Below are 17,069 nucleotides of genomic sequence, written 5' to 3'. Positions count from 1 at the left end.
CCATGCCCGCTTCCCACGGAAACTCCGGCAGTGCCCGCAAGCTCGTCGTGCTCGATCGCGATGGCGTGATCAATCACGACTCGGCGGCCTTCATCAAGTCGCCCGACGAATGGCAGCCCATCCCGGGCAGCCTGGAAGCCATCGCCCGCCTCAACCGCGCGGGGTTTCGCGTCGTCGTCGCCACCAATCAGTCCGGCATCGGCCGCGGCCTGTTCGACACCGCGATGCTCAACGAGATCCACTCGAAGATGCACCGGGCAGCCGCCGCCGCTGGCGCGCGCATCGACGCCGTGTTTTTCTGCCCGCACACGAACCACGACCGTTGCGACTGCCGCAAGCCGCTCCCGGGCATGCTCACGCAGATCATCGAGCGCTTCGACGTCGCCGATGCGGCGCTGGTGCCGATGGTCGGCGACGCGCTGCGGGACGTGCAGGCGGCCGCGGCCGCCGGATTTCAGCCGCATCTGGTGCGTACCGGCAAGGGCGACAAGACCCTCGCCGCCGGCGACCTGCCCGACGGCACGCGCATCCACGACAATCTGCGGGAATTCGCTTTCGATTTCCTCGCCCGGCACGGGGAGTGACCGCCCATGCTCACGCTCCTGCGCCTGCTTGGCTCGCTCGTCCTGCTGCTGTTCATGATCGTCTTCACGCCGCCCTATGCGATCGCGTGTTTCATCGCCTTTCCCTTCATGAACGCGCACCGGCGTTACTGGATGATCGCCGTCTGGTGTCGCACCATCATCCGGGCCGCGCGGGTGCTGTGCGGCATCCGCTATCGGGTGATCGGTGCCGAGAACCTGCCCGACGGGCCGGCCGTGATCCTCTCCAAGCACCAGTCCGCCTGGGAAACGCTGGCCTTCCCCGCGCTGATGCCGCGGCCCTTGTGCTTCGTCTTCAAGCGCGAATTGCTGTACGTGCCGTTCTTCGGCTGGACGATGGCCATGCTGAAGATGATCCATATCGACCGCAACAAGGGCCCGCGCGCCTTCGTGTCGGTGATCCGGCAGGGGCGCGAACGGCTGGCGGACGGTTCGTGGGTCATCATGTTTCCCGAAGGCACCCGCACGCCGACCGGCGTCACGGGCGTCTATAAATCGGGCGGCGCGCGCTTTGCGATTGCCACCGGCGCGCCGGTGATCCCGGTCGCGCATGACGCCGGACGCGTCTGGCCGCGCAACGCGCTGATCAAGCGCGCGGGCCTGGTGACCCTCTCGATCGGGCCGCTGATTCCCACGGCCGGGCTCGACGCCGACACCGTCAATTCCCGCGTGGCGGCATGGATCGAGGCGGAAATGCGCCGGCTCGATCCCCACGCCTACGCGACGGAAGCCACCGCGCCGGCCGCGCGACCCTGAACCCGGCACCGTCTTGAACGCGTTTTTCCGCCCGCCCGCCCGCGTTGCCTCCCCCGCGCCCCTCGCGCCTGCGGAGTCGCGTCTGCGCACGCTGCGTCTCGGCTCGCGCCTGCTCACCTATACGCTCCGGCGCTCGGCGCGGCGCACCATCGGCTTCGTCATCAGCCGCCGCGGCCTGGCGGTCACCGCGCCGCAGCGGCTATCGCTGCAGGCGATCGAAAACGCGATCGCGGGCAAGCAGCGCTGGATCTTCGCCAAGCTCGATGACTGGGTGGACCGCGCGCTGCCGCCCGAGGAAGTGCCGGTCGCATGGCGGGACGGCGCGCAGATCGCCCTGTACGGCGAGGCGGTGACGCTGCGGCTGTCGGCGGCGGCAGGCGCGCGCGCGCGGGTCGACTATGATGCGGCGTCGCGTACGCTGTGCGTCGCGCTGCCGGTCGCACCGATCCCGTCGCCCGCGCCGGCCGTGCCGGTCGACGACGTCCGAATCGGCGCGCTGCTGCAGGCCTGGTTCCAGGGCGAGGCGCGGCGCCGGTTCGCCGAGCGTCTCGCCTTGTACGCCCCGGTCGTCGGCGTGCGTTTCAAGGCCTTCGCGTTGTCCTCGGCAACCACGCGCTGGGGCAGTTGCTCCAGCGCCGGCAATATCCGTCTGAACTGGCGGCTCGTGCATTTTCCGCTCGCGGTACTCGATTACGTGGTGATCCACGAACTCGCGCACCTGCGCGAAATGAACCACAGCCCACGCTTCTGGGCCGTGGTCGAGGGCGTCCTGCCGGACTACCGGCAACTGCGCGCCATGCTCAAGCAGCCCGCGGCCGGCGCGCTGCCGCGGTTGTAGTCCTTTCTCTTCGGCACCCTGCCCCAGCCAGATTCGGCGCGGAGCGGTAAAATTCCTGAATGGCATGGCATCACGCCGTGCACAACTCCCCTATAAAATTCCCACCATGCGAAGAATTCTGCACACCATGCTGCGCGTCGGCGATCTGCAACGCTCGATCGATTTCTACACCCAGGTGCTCGGCATGAAACTGCTGCGCCAGCACGATTACCCGGATGGACGTTTCACGCTCGCCTTCGTCGGTTACGCGCCCGAATCGGAAGCCGCCGCGATCGAACTGACATACAACTGGGATACGCCCGCCTACGAACTGGGCAGCGGCTATGGTCACATCGCGCTGCAGGTCGACGACGCGTACGCGGCCTGCGACGACGTGCGCAGCAAGGGCGGCAAGGTCAGCCGCGAGGCCGGCCCGATGAAACACGGCACCACCGTCATCGCTTTCGTCGAGGACCCGGACGGCTACAAGATCGAACTGATCCAGCGCGGCACGCAATAAGACCGCGGCGCCCGCGACAAAGGAAAACCGTCAGGCGCGCGTCGCGCATGGCGCGTGTCGACGTTCGATTCATTCGTTTTGCGCTGACGTTCTTTGCCCAGGCGTGCGCCCCCTTCCCTTTTCGGCAGAGAATCCCCTTCAGACGGACGCCGCGAGCCGTTGCGCGACCGTCACGTATTCGGCGACCGGCACGTCCTCCGCGCGCCGCGACAAATCGAAGCCGAGGGCGTCGAAGTCGACCGTCTCGCGATAGGCGCCCAGCGTATTGCGCAGCATCTTGCGGCGTTGCGAGAACGCGGCGGTCACGACTTCCGCGAAACGGCGCGCCGGCACCTCCGGCAAGTCCTCGGGCCGGTGGGGCAACATGCGCACGATGGCCGAGTTGACCTTGGGCGCCGGATTGAACGATTCCGGCGGCACGTCCATCAGCTTCTCCATCGCGTAACGGAACTGCAGCATCACGCTCAGACGGCTGTAGGCCTTGGTACCGGGCACCGCGACCATGCGCTCGACGACTTCGTCCTGCAACATGAAATGCTGATCGACGACCTTGTCGGCGCAGCCCATCAGGTGGAACAGCAGCGGGCTGGAAATGTTGTAAGGCAGGTTGCCGACGATCCGCAGGGACGGCGCCGGGCGCGCGCCGACGCGACCCTCCCCGGCCTCGCCCACCCCGCCGCGTGCGTCCTCCGCGGCGCCGGACGCCACCGCCAGCGCACCGAAATCGAACGCGAGCGCGTCGCCGGCGTGCACCACCAGGCGCTCGCCGAATGTCCTGTGCAGACGGCCGATCAGGTCGCGGTCGAGTTCGACCACATGCAGCGGCGTGCCCAGCGCATCGGCCAGGGGGCCGGTCAATGCCCCCAGCCCCGGGCCGATCTCCACGACCCGTTCGCCCGCGCGCGGCGCGATGCAGGCGACGATGGACTGGATGATGCCCTGATCGACCAGGAAGTTCTGGCCGAAGCGCTTGCGTGCGACATGGCCCTGGACGGGGCTACGGGAGAAGGCGGACATAAGAATGGTCTTAAAACGGTGGTGTGCTATCGAAAATCCGCACGCGTGACCGGCGGACCGGTGCGCGCCGCGCAAGGCGGTGGATCGGGCATGTCCCGCGCCGTGCGCCGGGGACGCGAACGCGTTGGCGGCGGTCGTTACGCCGGCTGGGGGCGGCGCCGATGGCGCCCCATCTGCACCGCGGTATCGAGCGCCGCGAGCATGCTGCCCGGGTCGGCGCGGCCGCTGCCGGCCAGGTCGAGCGCCGTGCCGTGATCCACCGACGTGCGAATGATCGGCAGGCCCAGCGTGATGTTGATGCCCGCGCCGAAGGTGGCGTATTTCAGCACCGGCAGCCCCTGATCGTGAAACATCGCCAGCACGCAGTCGGCGTCGGCGAGATGGCGCGGCTGAAACAGCGTGTCGGCGGGATACGGGCCGCGCGCATCGATGCCAGCCGCGCGGGCCTGCTCGATCGCGGGAGAAATGACGTCGATCTCCTCGCGTCCGAGATAGCCGTTCTCCCCCGCATGCGGGTTCAGGCCCGTCACCAGGATGCGCGGCGCGGCGATGCCGAAGCCGCGCCGCAGATCCGCGTCGATGATGGTCAGTATCCGTACCAGCGACGCGCGCGACAACGCGCCGGCGACCTGCGACAGCGGCAGGTGCGTGGTCGCCAGCGCGACGCGCAGGGGCCGTTCGCCGGTGCCGGCGAGCATCATCACGACCTGTTCGGTCGCGGTGCGCTCCGCCAGGTATTCGGTGTGGCCGGTGAAGGGCACGCCGGCGTCGTTGATGGTGCTCTTTTGCAGAGGCGCGGTGACGATCGCATCGAAATCGCCGGCACGCGCGCCATCGATCGCCGCATCGAGCAGGGCCAGCACGTAGGCGCCGTTACGCGCATCGAGCCGCCCGGCGACGACCGGAACCGCCGCCGGCACATCGGCCAGCACGACCTGCCCATTCGCCAGCAGCGCCTGCCAGTCGACCCCCACCGCCGACGCACGCGCCGCCAGCAAGGCCCCATCGCCCAGCACCACGAAGCGCGTGTCCGGCCAGCGCGCATCGGCCCGTCCCCGCGCCAGCGCCGCCAGCGTCAGCTCGGGCCCGACCCCCGCCGGCTCGCCGGTGGTGATCGCCACCGTCAACGCGACGGCGTCGTCGGGCGGCGCGACGGCCGCCAGGCCGGGGACCGGGGACACGGTGTTCACGGCGTGGTGGTGTCCAGCATCGTCTTGATGTAGGCCGAATCGTACAGCTCGCGCAGCCAGTCCGCGTATGCCTGCTCGGACTTGCGCGACCCGACCGCCTGACGCGCCGCGTCCTCCTGCTCGGCCGGCGTTGCCACCGATTCGCGGCGTCCCTGCACCAGGATCAGGTGATAGCCATACTCGGAACGCACCGGGTTGCTGATCTGCCCCGGCTGCAACTGGTTCATCACGCGTTCGAAATCCGGTACGGTCTGGCCCGGGTTGATCCAGCCCAGGTCACCGCCCTGTCCGGCCGAGCCGTCCTGCGAATTGCTGCGCGCGTATTCGGCGAACGTGCCCTTGCCGGCCTCGATATCGCGTTTGATGCGTTGCAGCTTGCTGACCACGTCCGCTTCGGACGACCCCTCGCCCACGCGCAGCAGGATATGGCTGACATGCGTCTGCGTAATCTTGCTCGCGGCCGAACTCGATGCGCGGCGCTCGACGAGCCGGACCACTTCCCAGCCGTCGGCGGTGCGGATCGGCTCCGGCACGACCTGGCCCGGCGCGATCGTGGCGACTGCGTCGACGAAGGGCTTGGGCAAGGCGTCGGGCGCCTTGAAACCGAGGTCGCCGCCGGCCTTCGCATCGCCCGCCTGCGAATTCGACTTCGCGAGGCGCGCGAAATCGCGGCCGTCACGCGCATCGGCGATGACCTTCTCCGCGCGCTTTTCCGCAGCCTGCACATCCGCTTCCGGCGCGCCCGCCGGCACCGCCACCAGCAAATGCTGCAAATGCAGGTCGTTCGGCGCCGAGGTGATGCCGTGCTGGCTCGCGATGTAGTTCGCGACCTCGGCGTCCGATACCGTGATCTTGCTGTCGACGTCGCGGCGCCGCAGTTCGGCGAGCGTCATCTCGTCGCGCGCGTCGCTGCGAAACGTCGTCCAGGGCACGTTCTCGGCTTCGATGCGGGCACGGAACTGGTCGAGCGGCAGACCGTTCGACTGGGCCAGCCGCGTGAGCGTCGCGTCGACCGCGGCATCGTCGATGTGAATGCCTTCGGACTCGGCCTTCTGCAACTGGATCTCGGTGACCACCATCTGGTTGAGCACCTGCTTGCGCAACTCGGCGTCGGACGGCAACTGGCTGCGGCCCTGGAGGCGCCGCTTGACCATCGCCACGCGGCGGTCGAGCTGACGCTCGGTGATCACGCCGTTGTCGACGACGGCGATGATGCGGTCCACCTCGTCCCCCGTTCGCGCGGCTTTCGCCTGCGGCGCGGCGGCCGAACCGCTCAGTGCCTGCGCCATTGCCGGCGACGCCGACAGCAGCGCGCCGGCGAAAATCGTTGCACTGGCCATCGAGGCCAATCGTAAAGTCTTAACCATTGCCAACAGAGACTCCTTCGGGTTGCGGCACGCGGCGGAAATTGCCGACGACAGCGGTTGCGTCAGTCATAGTCGGAGAAGCGCGATACCGGATCGGCGGGCGGCGGCGGCGGGACGTAACCGGGCACGCTGGCCCGGAACGAGGCCACCAGGCCATTGTCGATGTTCGAGAAGCCCTTGAGCGTCAGCTGCGCAAGGAAACGCGTACCGGTCGCCGGCAGGCCTGTCGTCGTCAGCCCGTTCGCATAGCGCTGGATCGCCATGCCCAGCGTCCAGCAGGGCGCATCGTACTGAAAACCCAGCAGACCGTCGACCAGACGGTGCGAATCGAACGCGTAGTTGACGCGCCCGACCGCGTAGACGTTGCGCATCACCGGCCATTGCGCGGACAGGACCGCCTGCTTGATCTCGCCGGTGGTGTCCGCGAGCGTCGACGTCGCGCGCGTGTACCGGTAGGCGAGATTGATGACCTTGCGGTCCTCGGGGCTCCAGGCGAAGCCCGTGTTCAGGCGATCGATCTGGTTCGTTTCCTGGTTGTACTGGAACGCGTTCTGGGTGGCGAACGTGTCGGTCAGCTTGAACGATGCCCCCAGGATCAGATCCGTACGCGACGATTCGTCCACGCTCACGTTCGGCATCGTCGTCTGCTGCATGCGGAAATTGTATTGCTGCGCGATGACGAAGCGCGCGCGCTCGTCCCCGGTGTCGGGGTTCAGGAAACGCGTCGTCACCGCGGCGGTCAACCGGTTGGCGTCGGCGATGCGGTCATTGCCGACGAAGGTGTTCGTCGTGAAGATCTCGGCGAGCCCGAAATCGGACTGCGCCGTGTCGAACACCGGGATGTCGGACTGGTTCCGGTACGGCGTATAGACGTAAAAGAGCCGCGGCTCGAGCGTCTGAATATAGTCGCGCCCGAACACGCGCACATGCCTTTCGAATTTGAGGCCGCTGTCCAGGCTCACCGTCGGGATCGCGACGTTGATGTTCTTGTTCGGCAGGGACTGCGGTTGCGTCGAGGAAATCGTCGACGGAATGTAGGAGAGGTTGTACGACGCCAGGTGGTATTGCACCTTCGGAATCACGAACCAGCCCGGGTGCACGATCGGATAGCTGATGTACGGATTCAGGAACAGGCGCTCGCCCTCGGGCATCGTGGACTCGATGCTCGTGAATCGCGTGTAATTGCCTTCCGCGCCGAAATCGAAGCCGCCGACATCGTATTTCTGGTAATTGACGTCGAGTTCCGGTTCGCGGGAATAAGGCGGCGCCGCGTTGTCGAGCGACTGCCAGCGCTGCTCGCGCACCAGCACGGACCACGGACCCTTGTCATAGCGCAGTCCGGCTTCCTGCTGGAACAGCAACTGCGTGCCGTTGTAGATGATCGTGTTGCCGCTGGACAGATCCGATGTATACGCCGCGTCCGACACCCGGTTGTAATTGATGTAGCCGCTGAACCCGTCGCCGAAATTCTGATTGTGTTTCAGGAAGATCGCATAACGGTTGTCGCGCTGCGCCACCGCGTCGTGGGGCATGTACTCGATCGTATCCGTGCCGGAGTAGGTGGGCGACAGGTACCGGTAGTCCATCCCCAGAAACGCTCCGCGCCGCTCCAGGATGCGTGGCCGCAGCGTCAGGTCGCGGTTCGGCGCGATGTTCACGTAGTACGGAATGGTGATGTCCGCGCCGCTGGTCGAACTGTAGGTGAACGTGGGCGGCAGGACGCCGGACTGCCGGTCGCTCGACAACGGAAACGTCAGGTAAGGGCTGGCGAAGATCGGCACCCCCTGGAAAAACAGCACGCCGTTGAGGGCGGTGCCGAGGTTGTCGCCCTGGTCCATGTCGAAACGGCTCGCGCGCACGTACCAGCTCGGGTCCGCGCAGGCACAGGCGCTATACGTGCCGCGGGTGATGCGCGTGCGTTCGTCGTCGAGCATGTCGAGCCGTTCGCCCTTGCCGCCCGCGCCGGATTCACCGAAATGATAGGTCGGCGTCAACATGTAGCCGACCCGCGCCTCGAGCGCCATTTGCGCGCGCGGCCCGACGAACAGGTTGCCATGCTGGTTGATCCGCACGTTGCCGTAGGCGTCGGCGACGTCGGTATCCGCGTCGTAATGGATCTTGTCGGCACGGATGATCGCGCCGTAGCGACGCAGTTCGGCGTTGCCGGTCAGCGTGGTCTGACGCTCGCCGTCCGCGCTGACGTGATCGCCCAGCGAGAACGTGCCCGAGGTCTGGCCCGGGGCCAGCGGCTGCTCGACGATCTGCGGCGCGAGACTGAAGCCCCATTTCGGGTCGAGCGCGACCGGGCGCGCGGCGTCGCCGGTCAGTTGGGCGAAGCCCGTTACCGGGGAGACGCAGCCTGCGGCGAAGAGCGCGATCACGACGCGCTTTCTTCGCGATGGCGGGCTGGCGAACGGATTCGATCGTATGAACAGTCTGGGCGGCATGAATGCAGGAGGCGCTTCGACCGGCGCGCCCGGCGCCCCCCGGGGGGTGCGGCTGGTGCGGCTCGGACAGTCGGGATTCGCACGGGGTGTCCGAATTCGTGGGGTATTATATGGCAATCCATCCCTTGCTCCAGCCGAATGCGCCGCTTAGTTGGCAATGCGTTGTCAAATAAGCTCGTCGACGCGTCCGCCAGGCGGCGTGCCGGCCCCCTCTCGTCCCCCGTCGAATGACACAAAACAGTTCCCGCTCCGCGCCTCTTTCCCCCCCGGCCGCCGCAGCGCCCCCCGCGACACAGGCAGACACCGCCGCGGACCAGGTCGCCGACGATCTCCGCCTGACGGCGTTGCGCGCGTGGCTGCGCGGCGTGGCCTGCGCCGCGCCGACGGGAACGGACGCCGATCCCGGGCTCGACGTCGCGGCGCTCGCACCGGCCTCCTCCGACGCGGGCTTCCGGCGCTACTTCCGCCTGCCCGCGCGCGCCGGCTCGCTGATCGCCATGGATGCGCCGCCGCCCGAGAAATCGCGCGAGTTCGTGCAGATCCAGGCCCTGCTGGCCGAGGCCGGCGTGCACGTGCCGCGCATCCTCGCCGCCGACGTCGAACGCGGCTTCATGCTGCTGTCCGACCTGGGCACGACGTCCTATCTGGACGCCCTGTCCGGTGCCGGCGAAGAGGACGCCCGGGCGCTGATGCGCGCCGCGCTCGACACGCTGATCCGCTGGCAGTCCGCCAGCCGGCCGCAGGTCCTCCCGGAATACGACGAACCGCTGCTGCGCCGCGAACTCGAACTGCTGCCCGAGTGGTATCTCGGCCGCCATCTCGGCCGCACGCTCGACGCGACCGAGCGCGCCACCCTCGACGGCGTCTTCCGCACGCTGATCGACAGCGCCCTGGCGCAGCCGCGGCTCTTCGTGCATCGCGATTTCATGCCGCGCAACCTGATGGTGGCGCCGCCCGCGCCGGCCGTGCTCGACTTCCAGGACGCGGTGCTGGGCCCCGCCACCTACGACGTCGCGTCCCTGTTCCGCGACGCCTTCATCAGCTGGGACGAAGGGTTCGAGCTCGATTGCATCGCCTGGTACTGGGGCCGCGCGAAGGCCGCCGGCCTGCCGGTGCGGGCCGATTTCTCCGAGTATTACCGCGAACTCGAATGGATGGGCCTGCAGCGCCATCTGAAAATCATCGGCCTGTTCGCCCGGCTCGCCTACCGCGACGGCAAGCCCCGCTATCTGGCGGACACGCCGCGCTTCATCGCCTATGCGCGCAAGGTCGCAGGCCGTTATCGCGAATTGACGCCGCTCGCGCGGCTGCTCGACCAGATCGAGAACCGTGCGGAAACCGTCGGCTATACGTTCTGACGCCCTTCCCCTGCAACGCCCCCTACCCGGACAGGCCATGGATACTGCAATGATTTTCGCCGCCGGCCGCGGCGAACGGATGCGACCGCTGACCGACCATACTCCCAAGCCCCTGCTGGAAGCCGGCGGCAAGCCGCTGATCGTCTGGCAGATCGAGGCGCTGGCGCGCGCCGGCATCCGGCGCATCGTCATCAACCACGCCTGGCTGGGCGAGCAGTTCGCGGCGGCGCTGGGCGACGGGAGTCGCTGGGGCGTCTCGCTGCGGTACTCCGCGGAAGGCGCGCGCGCGCTGGAGACCGCCGGCGGCATCGCACAGGCGCTGCCGCTGCTGGCAGGCGCGGACGCAATCGCCGAAACGGGCGAGGCCCGCGCTGCCGGAGCGCCGGCCGCCGGAGCGCCGGCCGCAGGGACGCCGGCCGCCACGCACACGGTTTTCCTCGCGGTCGCCGGCGATGTTTTCTGCGATTTCGATTTCGCCACGTTGCGCGAGCGCGCGCGTGCGATGCATCAGCGCGCGCAACCGGCCATGCACCTGGTCATGGTGCCGAATCCGCCCTTCCATCCGCACGGCGACTTCGCCTTCGACGGCGAGACGCTCAGCGCCGACGGCCCGGCACGCTTCACATTCGCCAGCTTCGGCCTGTACGACAGCCGCACGTTCGCGGCGATCGCACGCCGCGCGCCGGTGCCGCGCATGGCCCTGTTGCCGTTCTTCCGTGAAGCGATCGCCAGCGGTCGCGCGTCGGCCGAGGTCTGGCGAGGCCGCTGGGCGAACGTCGGCACGCCTGCCGAATTAACCGCGCTGGATACGGCGCTGCGCGCGAACGCGCGCTAGAATCGCCTATGCACCCGCCCTCTCCCGCCTCCTCTCGTTCTTTCGCGACCGACGCCGCGCGCCCATCGGCACCCGACGCGCACCGCACGCCGCCCCGGGTCGCGGACCGCGCCTTTCCTCCCGAAGTATTCGCGCGACGGCGCCAACGGGTGCTCGCGGCGTTGCGCGCGGCCGGAGGCGGCATCGCCCTGATCGCCGCGGCACCGGCCCGGGTCCGCAGCCGCGACGGCGATTTCCCCTACCGGCAGGACAGCGACTTTTTCTATCTGACCGGTTTCACCGAGCCCGACGCGCTGCTGCTGCTCGACAGCCGCGGCGCGGGGAAAACGGAAGCGCCGTCGAGCACGCTGTTTTGCCGGGAAAAAGACCCGGCGCGCGAAGTCTGGGAAGGATTCCACTACGGACCCGATGCCGCACGTCGGGCGTTCGGCGTGGACGCCGCGCTGCCGAACAGCGCGCGCGACACCCATCTGCCGGCCTGCCTGGACGGCGCGCCCACGCTCTTCCATCCGTTCCATGCGGATACGGGCCTCGACGCGGACATCGCGCGCTGGATCGCCACCGTGCGCGGCCGGCGCGGCCACCGCGCGCCCGCGTCGCGCCACGACCTGACGCCCGTGATCGAAGCGATGCGCATCGTCAAGGACGCCAGCGAACTTGCCCGCATGCGCGCCGCCGCGGCCATCTCCGCGCAGGCGCATCTGCGTGCGATGCGCGCCGCGCGCCCCGGCCTGCCCGAATACGCGCTCGAAGCCGAATTGCTGTATGAGTTCCGACGTCATGGCGCGCAGGCCCCCGCTTATGGCTCGATCGTGGCGGCCGGCGCGAACGCCTGCATTCTCCATTACCCGGCGGGCGACAAGGTGCTCGCGGACGGCGACCTGGTGTTGATCGACGCCGCCTGCGAACTCGACGGCTACGCCTCCGACATCACCCGGACCTTTCCGGCGAACGGCCGCTTCAGCGGCCCGCAGCGTGCGCTTTACGACATCGTCGTCGCGGCGAACCATGCCGCCGCCGTCGCGACCCGACCCGGCGCCCGTTTCGACGACGCGCACCAGGCCGCGTTGCGTGTGCTGGTGCAGGGCCTGTTCGACACCGGTCTGTTGCGCGCGGACGCGCACGGCAGCGTCGACGACGCCATCGCCGCGCGGGCCTATACGCGTTTCTACATGCACCGCACGGGCCACTGGCTCGGGCTCGACGTGCACGACTGCGGGGACTACGAGGAACGCGGCGAGACGGGCGACAGCGAGGCGGACGCGGGCGCGACGACCCCGACCGACGATGCGGACGATACCGCCGCGCCCGCGCCGCCGGCCTCGCGCGTCCTGCGCGCGGGCATGGTGCTGACGATCGAACCCGGCCTGTACGTGCGCCGTGCCGACGACGTGCCCGAGGCGTTCTGGGACATCGGCATTCGCGTCGAGGACGATGCGGTTGTCACCGAGGACGGTTGCGAGCTGATCACCCGTGACGTCCCCGTCGAGGCCGACGCGATCGAAGCCCTGATGCGGGAGGCGCGATGCTGAGCCAGTTCTCTGCGTTGAGCGCAGACGCGGATACGGACGCAGCGGCGTTCGACTGCGACATCGCGATCGTCGGCGCGGGGCCCGTCGGGCTGGCGCTGGCCGGAGCGCTGGCGCGCCGCAGCGCGACCGCGGCGCTCTCGATCGTACTGATCGACGCGCGCGACGCCGCTGCCGCGCACCGCGACCCGCGCGTGCTGGCGCTCTCGTACGGCAGCCGGACGCTGCTCGAACCGCTCGGCTGGCCGGCCGCCGCGACGCCGATCGAGGAAATCCACATTTCGCAACGCGGTCGCTTCGGCCGCACGCGCATCGACCGGCGCGAGCACGACCTGCCCGCCCTCGGCTACGTGCTCCGCTACGGTGCGCTGACGGCCGCCCTGCGCGCCGGCCTGGACCGGACCATCGCGGCCGGGGCACGCGTGCGGGTCCTGGAACACAGCACGGTGCGCGACGACCTGCAGGATGAACACGGCGTCACCGTACGAATGGCGACGGCGTCGATGCCCTCATCTGCCGCCGCCGCTGCCGCTGCCGCTGCCGCCATCGATGCGACCGCCGACGATGCCGCCTCCGTCGATACCGCCGAGGCCGCCCCCCGCAGCTTGCGCGCGCGCCTGCTGATCCATGCCGAAGGCGGTCTGTTCGACGCACAGGCGGCGGCCGGCATGCACCCGCGGTCGCGCGATTATCAACAGACCGCCATCGTCGGCAGCGTGCGGTGCAGCGCCGCGCTGCCGCGCGTCGCCTGGGAACGCTTCACCGACGAAGGGCCGGTGGCGCTGCTGCCGCTCGCCGAATCGGGACAGGCACGCCCGGCGGGGTCGTCGGACCGACCGGATGTCCAGGGTTCGGAGCCGGCCGACTACGCGCTGGTCTGGTGCCAGACGCCGGAACAGGCGGCGCGGCGCATGCAACTCCCGGACAGCGCCTTCCTCGCCGAACTCGATACGGCGTTCGGCGCCCGGGTGGGGAAGTTCACGCAACTCGCCGGGCGGGCGATGTTTCCGCTCGGCCTGAACCGTCGGGACCGGCTCGTCGACCGGCGAGCCGCGGCGATCGGCAATGCCGCGCAAACGCTGCATCCGGTCGCCGGCCAGGGGCTGAACCTCGGTCTGCGCGACGCCCAGGCGCTGGCCGCGGCGCTGGGGCAGCATGGCGCGACGCCGGCGGCGCTCGCCGACTACGCGCGCCGCCGGCAGCGCGACCGCGCGGTGACGATCGGCATGACCGACCTGCTGGCGCGCGGCTTCACCGTCGATCTCGCACCGGTCGCCGCGTTGCGGGGGCTGGCCCTGGCCGCGCTGGACTGGCTGCCGGGCGCGAAATCGCTGCTGGCCCGGCAGATGATGTTCGGGCAACGGCGCTGAGATAATCTCGCCGGCACGCCACGTGGGCGCGTCGGCTTGCGCTAAAATACGGCTGCAAAACGCGATTTTTCCATCGGCGTGGCGGCCGGCGAGGCTTTTCCCGGCTGCCGTCCGCGCCGCTTCGCCGGCTGTTTCGACAGCCGCCTGGCCAGTTGTTTCGTCACCCAGCGCTTCGGCGCCCTCGCGCGTCACGCCGGACACCACATGCTTCGCATCGGATCTCATTCGCTTCGCAATGCCTTGTTCGTCGCGCCCATGGCCGGCGTGACCGACCGGCCCTTCCGGCAGTTGTGCAAACACCTGGGCGCCGGCTACGCGGTGTCGGAGATGGTGGCATCGAACGCACTGCTGTGGAAAAGCGAAAAGACGCTGCGCCGCGCGGACCACACCGGCGAGGTCGAACCGGTGTCGGTCCAGATCGCCGGCGCCGACCCGCGCATGCTGGCCGACGCGGCGCGCCATAACGTCGCGCACGGCGCGCAGATCATCGACATCAACATGGGCTGCCCGGCGAAGAAGGTCTGCAATGTCGCCGCCGGTTCGGCGTTGTTGCAGAACGAGGCACTGGTGGCCGAGATTCTCGAGGCCGTCGTCGGCGCCGTGGGCGTCGGCCCGGACGCCGTCCCGGTCACGCTCAAGATCCGCACCGGCTGGAATCCGGAAAACCGCAACGCCCTGACGATCGCCCGGATCGCCGAGGCGTCCGGCATCGCGATGCTGACCATCCATGGCCGCACGCGCGCCGACCTCTACAGGGGCGACGCGGAGTACGCGACGATCGCCGCGGTGAAGGCGGCGATTTCGATCCCGGTGGTGGCGAACGGCGACATCGATTCCCCGGAAAAAGCTCGGCAGGTGCTGCGCGCGACCGGCGCCGACGCATTGATGATCGGTCGCGCCGCGCAAGGGCGGCCATGGATCTTTCGCGAGATTGCCCACTATCTGGACACCGGCGAGCACTTGCCTGCGCCGCGGGTCGACGAAATCCAGCAGGTCATGAACCGGCACCTCGAGGACCATTACGCGTTCTATGGCGAATTCACCGGCGTGCGTACTGCGCGCAAGCACATCGGCTGGTACACTCGCGCCCTCGTCGGCGCCAATGCGTTCCGGCACCGCATGAACACGCTGGACACGACCCGGGAACAACTGGCCGCCGTCAATACCTTCTTCGACGAGCAGAAAGTCCGATCGGAACGTCTCGTCTATGACACCGGCGACACCGGCGACACCGTCCCGGACCGCGCCGACACCGCCGGCACACCGCCTCCCACGAACCGACTCGCCGCATGAGCAGACATCACATCGAACGGTGTGTCCGTGACAGCCTGAACGAATACTTCCAGGATCTCGACGGATCGAATCCGAACGCGATCTACGAGATGATCATTTCCTGCGTCGAAAAACCGATGCTCGAAGTGGTGCTCGAGCGCGCGAGCGGCAACCAGTCGCTCGCGGCGGAGTATCTCGGGATCAACCGCAATACGCTGCGCAAGAAGCTGCAGCAGCACGGCCTGCTGTAGTGGCGTGCATCGTGGCGCGTATCGTCCGCCGCCGCTCCCTGCCGGGCTCTCTGGTCGCGCCCGCACCGCTTTCCACTGATTTCTATCGCTTCCTATCGCTTCCTCCATATCGCCGGCCTCTTCCTTCGTCATGATCAAACAAGCGCTTATCTCCGTATCCGATAAATCGGGCGTCGTCGACTTCGCCCGCTCCCTCGCCGAACTGGGGGTGTCGATCCTCTCGACCGGCGGCACCGCGCGGCTGCTCGCCGAATCCGGCCTCGCCGTGACCGAAGTGGGCGACTACACCGGCTTTCCGGAAATGCTCGACGGCCGGGTCAAGACCCTGCATCCGAAGATCCACGGCGGCATCCTCGCGCGCCGCGATCTCCCGGAACACGTCGCGGCCATCGACGCGCACGGCATCCCGACGATCGACCTGCTGGTGGTCAATCTCTACCCGTTTCGCGAGACCATCGCGCGGGACGACGCCACGCTCGAGGAAGCGATCGAAAACATCGACATCGGCGGCCCGACGATGCTGCGTTCCGCCGCGAAGAACCACCGCGACGTGACCGTGCTGGTCGACCCGGCGGATTACGCGGGCGTGCTCGAGGAAATGCGCGCGAACGGCAACACGGTCGGCTATCCGACCAACTTCCGTCTCGCGACCAAGGTTTTCGCCCACACCGCGCAGTACGACGGCGCGATCACGAACTATCTGACGAGCCTCGGCGACGCGCGCCTGCACAGCGAGCGCAACGCCTATCCCGCGACGCTCAACGTCGCGTTCGAGAAGGTCCAGGACCTGCGCTACGGCGAAAACCCGCACCAGAGCGGTGCCTTCTACCGCGACCTGGCGGCCCCGGTCGGCGCGCTGTCCGCCTACCGCCAGTTGCAGGGCAAGGAACTGTCGTACAACAACATCGCCGACGCCGACGCCGCCTGGGAATGCGTAAAGACCTTCGACGTGCCCGCCTGCGTCATCGTCAAGCATGCGAACCCCTGCGGCGTGGCGATCGCCGACACCCCCGCCGGCGCCTACGCGAAGGCCTTCGCGACCGACCCGACCTCGGCGTTCGGCGGCATCATCGCCTTCAACCGCGAAGTCGACGAAGCCACCGCCGAAGCCGTGAGCAGGCAGTTCGTCGAAGTGCTGCTCGCGCCGTCGTTCACCGCCGGCGCGCAGCAACTGCTCAACGCCAAGCAGAACGTCCGGGTGCTGGCCATCACGCTGCCCGCCGCGGGCGCACCTGCCACCAACGCGCTCGACTTCAAGCGCGTGGGCGGCGGTCTGCTGGTGCAGTCGGCGGACGACAAGAACATCCGTCCCGAGGAACTGCGGGTGGTGACGCGGCGCCAGCCCACGCCGAAGGAAATGGACGACCTGCTGTTCGCCTGGCGCGTCGCCAAGTTCGTCAAGTCCAACGCGATCGTCTTCTGCGCGAACGGTCAGACGCTGGGCGTCGGTGCCGGCCAGATGAGCCGGATCGACTCGGCCCGCATCGCCAGCATCAAGGCCGAGAACGCCGGGTTGACGCTCGCCGGGTCGGCGGTCGCATCGGACGCCTTCTTCCCGTTCCGTGACGGCCTCGACGTGGTCGTGCGGGCGGGCGCCACGTGCGTGATCCATCCGGGCGGTTCGATGCGCGACAACGAAGTCATCGCCGCCGCCGACGAGCAGAACGTCGCGATGGTGCTGACCGGCACGCGCCACTTCCGCCATTGAACCCCACCGCGCTTCCGTGCCGCATGGCCT

General features: G+C 68.6%; 15 protein-coding genes. 11 read left to right on the top strand and 4 right to left on the bottom strand.

Features of this window, described 5'->3' with window-relative positions:
* Positions 1-2: 2 nt before the first annotated feature.
* The 4 genes from gmhB to gloA all read left to right on the top strand — a co-directional run bounded on the left by gmhB (position 3) and on the right by gloA (position 2,695).
* Positions 3-584 (top strand): D-glycero-beta-D-manno-heptose 1,7-bisphosphate 7-phosphatase, encoded by a 582-nt coding sequence (gene gmhB, locus OVY01_RS09035; RefSeq protein WP_267847119.1) that lies wholly within the window; start codon positions 3-5, stop codon positions 582-584.
* Between the two features lie 18 nt (positions 585-602).
* The gene (locus OVY01_RS09030; RefSeq protein WP_267847725.1) at positions 603-1,358 is read left to right on the top strand and encodes a lysophospholipid acyltransferase family protein; all 756 of its coding nucleotides are present in this window, start codon (positions 603-605) and stop codon (positions 1,356-1,358) included.
* Between the two features lie 13 nt (positions 1,359-1,371).
* Positions 1,372-2,196, top strand: a complete 825-nt coding sequence (locus tag OVY01_RS09025; RefSeq protein WP_267847118.1) for a M48 family metallopeptidase — start codon at positions 1,372-1,374, stop codon at positions 2,194-2,196.
* 106 nt (positions 2,197-2,302) lie between these two features.
* Positions 2,303-2,695 (top strand): lactoylglutathione lyase, encoded by a 393-nt coding sequence (gene gloA / locus OVY01_RS09020; protein WP_267847117.1) that lies wholly within the window; start codon positions 2,303-2,305, stop codon positions 2,693-2,695.
* A 138-nt stretch (positions 2,696-2,833) separates the two neighbouring features.
* On the opposite strand, the gene rsmA is transcribed toward gloA, so the two are convergent.
* The 4 genes from rsmA to OVY01_RS09000 all read right to left on the bottom strand — a co-directional run bounded on the left by rsmA (position 2,834) and on the right by OVY01_RS09000 (position 8,716).
* Positions 2,834-3,712, bottom strand: a complete 879-nt coding sequence (rsmA, locus tag OVY01_RS09015) for a 16S rRNA (adenine(1518)-N(6)/adenine(1519)-N(6))-dimethyltransferase RsmA (RefSeq protein WP_267847116.1) — start codon at positions 3,710-3,712, stop codon at positions 2,834-2,836.
* A gap of 137 nt (positions 3,713-3,849) precedes the next feature.
* Positions 3,850-4,893 carry a 4-hydroxythreonine-4-phosphate dehydrogenase PdxA gene (gene pdxA / locus OVY01_RS09010; protein WP_267847724.1) on the bottom strand — a complete coding sequence of 348 codons (1,044 nt, stop codon included), beginning with the start codon at positions 4,891-4,893 and terminating at the stop codon, positions 3,850-3,852.
* A gap of 5 nt (positions 4,894-4,898) precedes the next feature.
* Complete coding sequence (locus tag OVY01_RS09005; protein WP_267847115.1) at positions 4,899-6,269, bottom strand: peptidylprolyl isomerase; 1,371 nt, start codon at positions 6,267-6,269, stop codon at positions 4,899-4,901.
* 62 nt (positions 6,270-6,331) lie between these two features.
* Positions 6,332-8,716, bottom strand: a complete 2,385-nt coding sequence (locus tag OVY01_RS09000) for an LPS-assembly protein LptD (protein ID WP_267847114.1) — start codon at positions 8,714-8,716, stop codon at positions 6,332-6,334.
* A gap of 227 nt (positions 8,717-8,943) precedes the next feature.
* Between OVY01_RS09000 and OVY01_RS08995 the strand changes: the two genes are divergently transcribed.
* The 7 genes from OVY01_RS08995 (at position 8,944) to purH (ending at position 17,039) form a co-directional block, all read left to right on the top strand.
* Positions 8,944-10,074: an aminoglycoside phosphotransferase family protein gene (locus tag OVY01_RS08995; protein WP_267847113.1), complete on the top strand. Its 1,131-nt coding sequence runs from the start codon at positions 8,944-8,946 to the stop codon at positions 10,072-10,074.
* A 37-nt stretch (positions 10,075-10,111) separates the two neighbouring features.
* Positions 10,112-10,909 carry a nucleotidyltransferase family protein gene (locus OVY01_RS08990; protein ID WP_267847112.1) on the top strand — a complete coding sequence of 266 codons (798 nt, stop codon included), beginning with the start codon at positions 10,112-10,114 and terminating at the stop codon, positions 10,907-10,909.
* 8 nt (positions 10,910-10,917) lie between these two features.
* Entirely contained in the window at positions 10,918-12,441 is a 1,524-nt protein-coding gene (locus OVY01_RS08985; protein ID WP_267847111.1) for an aminopeptidase P N-terminal domain-containing protein, read from the top strand.
* A complete protein-coding gene (locus OVY01_RS08980) occupies positions 12,435-13,808 on the top strand; it encodes a UbiH/UbiF/VisC/COQ6 family ubiquinone biosynthesis hydroxylase (RefSeq protein WP_267847110.1) in 1,374 nt (457 codons plus the stop codon). The genes OVY01_RS08985 and OVY01_RS08980 overlap by 7 nt, the downstream gene beginning before the upstream one ends.
* 204 nt (positions 13,809-14,012) lie before the next feature.
* A complete protein-coding gene (gene dusB / locus OVY01_RS08975; RefSeq protein ID WP_267847723.1) occupies positions 14,013-15,101 on the top strand; it encodes a tRNA dihydrouridine synthase DusB in 1,089 nt (362 codons plus the stop codon).
* Entirely contained in the window at positions 15,098-15,331 is a 234-nt protein-coding gene (locus OVY01_RS08970; protein ID WP_267847109.1) for a Fis family transcriptional regulator, read from the top strand. The genes dusB and OVY01_RS08970 overlap by 4 nt, the downstream gene beginning before the upstream one ends.
* Before the next feature lie 130 nt (positions 15,332-15,461).
* Positions 15,462-17,039 carry a bifunctional phosphoribosylaminoimidazolecarboxamide formyltransferase/IMP cyclohydrolase gene (gene purH, locus OVY01_RS08965; RefSeq protein ID WP_267847108.1) on the top strand — a complete coding sequence of 526 codons (1,578 nt, stop codon included), beginning with the start codon at positions 15,462-15,464 and terminating at the stop codon, positions 17,037-17,039.
* Positions 17,040-17,069 lie beyond the last annotated feature (30 nt).

Origin of the sequence: Robbsia betulipollinis (genome assembly GCF_026624755.1) — a bacterium.
Lineage (GTDB): Bacteria > Pseudomonadota > Gammaproteobacteria > Burkholderiales > Burkholderiaceae > Robbsia > Robbsia betulipollinis.
The sequence above is the reverse complement of the archived record's forward strand: the minus strand, read 5'-3'. Positions and strand labels throughout refer to the sequence as shown.

Excerpts from the sequence above, each read along its gene's own strand:
- OVY01_RS08970 (WP_267847109.1), top strand. The coding sequence starts at position 15,098 with ATGAGCAGACATCACATCGAACGGTGTGTCCGTGACAGCCTGAACGAA.
- gmhB (WP_267847119.1), top strand. The coding sequence starts at position 3 with ATGCCCGCTTCCCACGGAAACTCCGGCAGTGCCCGCAAGCTCGTCGTG.
- OVY01_RS09000 (WP_267847114.1), bottom strand. The coding sequence starts at position 8,716 with ATGCCGCCCAGACTGTTCATACGATCGAATCCGTTCGCCAGCCCGCCA.
- OVY01_RS08980 (WP_267847110.1), top strand. The coding sequence starts at position 12,435 with ATGCTGAGCCAGTTCTCTGCGTTGAGCGCAGACGCGGATACGGACGCA.
- rsmA (WP_267847116.1), bottom strand. The coding sequence starts at position 3,712 with ATGTCCGCCTTCTCCCGTAGCCCCGTCCAGGGCCATGTCGCACGCAAG.
- purH (WP_267847108.1), top strand. The coding sequence starts at position 15,462 with ATGATCAAACAAGCGCTTATCTCCGTATCCGATAAATCGGGCGTCGTC.
- OVY01_RS08995 (WP_267847113.1), top strand. The coding sequence starts at position 8,944 with ATGACACAAAACAGTTCCCGCTCCGCGCCTCTTTCCCCCCCGGCCGCC.
- OVY01_RS08985 (WP_267847111.1), top strand. The coding sequence starts at position 10,918 with ATGCACCCGCCCTCTCCCGCCTCCTCTCGTTCTTTCGCGACCGACGCC.
- dusB (WP_267847723.1), top strand. The coding sequence starts at position 14,013 with ATGCTTCGCATCGGATCTCATTCGCTTCGCAATGCCTTGTTCGTCGCG.
- OVY01_RS08990 (WP_267847112.1), top strand. The coding sequence starts at position 10,112 with ATGGATACTGCAATGATTTTCGCCGCCGGCCGCGGCGAACGGATGCGA.
- OVY01_RS09005 (WP_267847115.1), bottom strand. The coding sequence starts at position 6,269 with ATGGTTAAGACTTTACGATTGGCCTCGATGGCCAGTGCAACGATTTTC.
- gloA (WP_267847117.1), top strand. The coding sequence starts at position 2,303 with ATGCGAAGAATTCTGCACACCATGCTGCGCGTCGGCGATCTGCAACGC.